The sequence below is a fragment of the Streptomyces sp. NPDC006235 genome, assembly GCF_040613735.1.
Classification (GTDB): domain Bacteria; phylum Actinomycetota; class Actinomycetes; order Streptomycetales; family Streptomycetaceae; genus Streptomyces.
The window spans coordinates 1-2,664 of sequence record NZ_JBEXSR010000096.1 but is presented as its reverse complement, the minus strand read 5'-3'; the positions used below and the strand labels follow the sequence as shown (position 1 = coordinate 2,664).

The 2,664-nt window shown below is 70.8% G+C and carries 2 protein-coding genes; one reads left to right on the top strand and one right to left on the bottom strand.

The features are described from left to right. Positions 1 to 158: 158 nt before the first annotated feature. Positions 159 to 1,499 (bottom strand): serine hydrolase domain-containing protein, encoded by a 1,341-nt coding sequence (locus tag ABZ192_RS42975; protein ID WP_356929892.1) that lies wholly within the window; start codon positions 1,497 to 1,499, stop codon positions 159 to 161. Between the two features lie 711 nt (positions 1,500 to 2,210). Between ABZ192_RS42975 and ABZ192_RS42970 the strand changes: the two genes are divergently transcribed. Continuing rightward, positions 2,211 to 2,573: a DUF1304 domain-containing protein gene (locus ABZ192_RS42970; protein ID WP_356929891.1), complete on the top strand. Its 363-nt coding sequence runs from the start codon at positions 2,211 to 2,213 to the stop codon at positions 2,571 to 2,573. Positions 2,574 to 2,664 lie beyond the last annotated feature (91 nt).

The following is a 2,664-nucleotide window of genomic DNA, read 5'->3' as shown; positions in this document are numbered from 1 at the left end:
GTGGCGAGTTCCTCCGGGCGGACCGTGCGGTCGAGCCGTTCGGGCTCGGGCACCGGCAGATGACGTGCGAAGGAGAGACCGAGCTCAAGGAAACTCCCCCACTTGTCACCGGCTCCTCCCCAAGGAGCCGTGAAACGCTCGATCAGAATCGAACACGATCAGTGGGACAGCTGACCAAACTTGAGCCCACTGGTCAACTGAGAATGGTCGATTCCGGGCAACCGCTTGCTGAGCCCGTCACGGGCGTCTTCCGGGCTCACGAGACCGGCCCCCGGAGCGGACCCGGGAGTGTCCCCCGACCCGGCCGGGCAGAGGGCGCGGACGACGTACGCGTAGAGGGCGCCGTCGATCGCGTGCGGCTCGATGTCGCCGTTCTCGTCGACGCTCTGGTACTTCATCAGGTTCTGCGCGAGAGCCACCTGACGCTTGCCGTCCCGGCTGGACAGCGCGGTCATGCCGGCGCCGAACACCGCGCCGTCGTGGCCCCAGAAGCGGCCGCACGGCATCTCCAGCGCGTAGATGCCGAGGCCGTAGTCGAGGCCGCTCACCGGGACCGTGCGCGTCATCTCGCCCAGGGCGGCCTTGCCGATCAGCTTCCCGCCGAGCAGGGCGCGGTAGAAGCGGTTCAGGTCGTCGGTGGTGGAGACGACCGCGCCCGCCGTGTACGCCCAGGACATGTTGTAGACGCTGTAGTCGCGGGGCGGGTCGATCAGGCCGTAGAACGACTCGTACATCCGCGGGTGCGGGCCCTTGATGTACGGGGTGCGCGGGAAGGAAGTGTGGCGCAGTCCGGCCCGGTCGATGACGTCGCGGGTGATGTGCTGCTCGGCATTCCGGCCGGTGATCTTCTCCAGGAGCAGTCCGGCGATGACGTAGTTGGTGTTGGAGTACGAGCCGGGCAGCTCGCCCGGGCGTCCGGTGGCGGGGGCCGCCAGGCCCAGCCGGACGAGTTCCCCGGGACGGATGGAGCGGAAGCGCTCCTCGTCGAGGCTGGCGGTCGAGCCCTCGACGAGGGAGGGGAAGGCGCCCGCGATGTAGTCGCCGATATGGCTGGTGTGGTTCAGGAGCATACGGACGGTGACCTGCCGGCCGCGCTCCCCGGGTATCAGGTCGGGCAGGTAGTCGCCGACGGGCGCGTCGAGGCGGAGGCGGCCGCGCTCCACCTGCTGGAGCAGGGCGACGGAGGTGAAGGTCTTGCTGATGCTGCCCACGCGGTGCCGCATGCCCGGGGTGACGGGGCGTTCGGTCTTCACGTCGGCGACGCCGGAGGCTCCGGTCCACCGCTCGCGGCCGTCCCTGACGGACGAGAAGACGCCGTACATACCCGCCTCGTGGATGGCGTCCAGCGAGTCGCGCAGGGCGGTTCTGTCGAGTGACGTGCGGTCCGCGGACCCTGCGGGCGGCGCGGCCGGGCCGGCGTGGGCGGGTGCGGTCAGTACGGCGGTGGTCGTCAGCAACGTGGTGCCCAGGACCGTTCCGAGAAGCCGGGCGATACGCAACGGCCTTCCCCTTCCTCGGTGTTCGACAAGGTCGGGGTTATCGTCACGGCAAGCGGATGCTCCTTACATCCACCCACGGGATGATCGTTTATCGGCCGGACGATGGCAGAAATGACCACAACCACCGTTGATTTGACGGAACTTCACATGGCGGTCGGCCGCCAGGGCGTCCGTCGTCCGCCCGGAGGGCGGGCCCGGCGGCGTCCGGTGGGCGCTCTGGGGTCCCCCCGGCCGAAAGCTGGGGGAGTGCCGGCCGCCGCCAACCGCCGCCGCGGCCCGGGCGGCGGCCACGGGACACCGGCAGACAGGACTTTACGGACACGCCCTCGTCCGAACGACGGGCCGGAGGCTCACTCATGCGCATCGCACCGGGACGACGACACCGGCGGGCGGGAAGGCCGGGCCGGGCTCCCGAGCGGCACACGCGGGGACGCGACGGCCCGACCCGGCCTTCCACTGCCCGCAATCTCCCACCCGACACCCCACTCCGCCTCCTGGACGGGCCCGAACGAGGGCGGCCGGGGGAGACGCTCGTGCGAGGAGAGCCGTACAGGGCGGCCCCGCGAGGACGGCACCGCGAGAACAGCCCCGCGAGGACGGCACCGCGAGAACAGCCCCGCGAGGACGACCGCACGACGACGGCTTCGCGAGGACGGCCATGTCAGGACGGCCACGCCAGGACGGTCAGGCGAGCCTGCGATGATGCGGCGCATGTCGATCCTCGCCACCCTCGCGGTGCTGGCCCTCGCCGCCCTCCACGCCTACATCCTGGTGCTGGAGATGTTCCTGTGGACCACGCCGCGCGCCCGCGGCGCCTTCGGCACCACCGCCGAGTTCGCGGAAAGCACGAAGGCCCTGGCCGCCAACCAGGGCCTCTACAACGGCTTCCTCGCCGCCGGCCTGCTCTGGGGCGCGGTGGCGTCCGACCCGGTGGGCTTCCAGGTCTCGGTGTTCTTCCTGGTGTGCGTGGCGGTCGCGGGGGTGTACGGCGCGGCCACCGCCAGCCGGAAGATCCTCTTCGTCCAGACCGTCCCGGCGCTGATCGCCCTGGCCCTGGTGCTGCTCGCGCACTAGGTGTGCTGTCCGGGCAGGTTGGTGATGCGGCTGGCTGGGGTGTGGCCGCTGATGCCGGTGTGGGGTCGGTGGTAGTTGTACCAGTGGAGCC

What these genes read in the sequence shown, in the direction of transcription:
- ABZ192_RS42970 (WP_356929891.1), top strand. Translation starts at nt 2,211, where the DNA reads ATGTCGATCCTCGCCACCCTCGCGGTGCTGGCCCTCGCCGCCCTCCAC.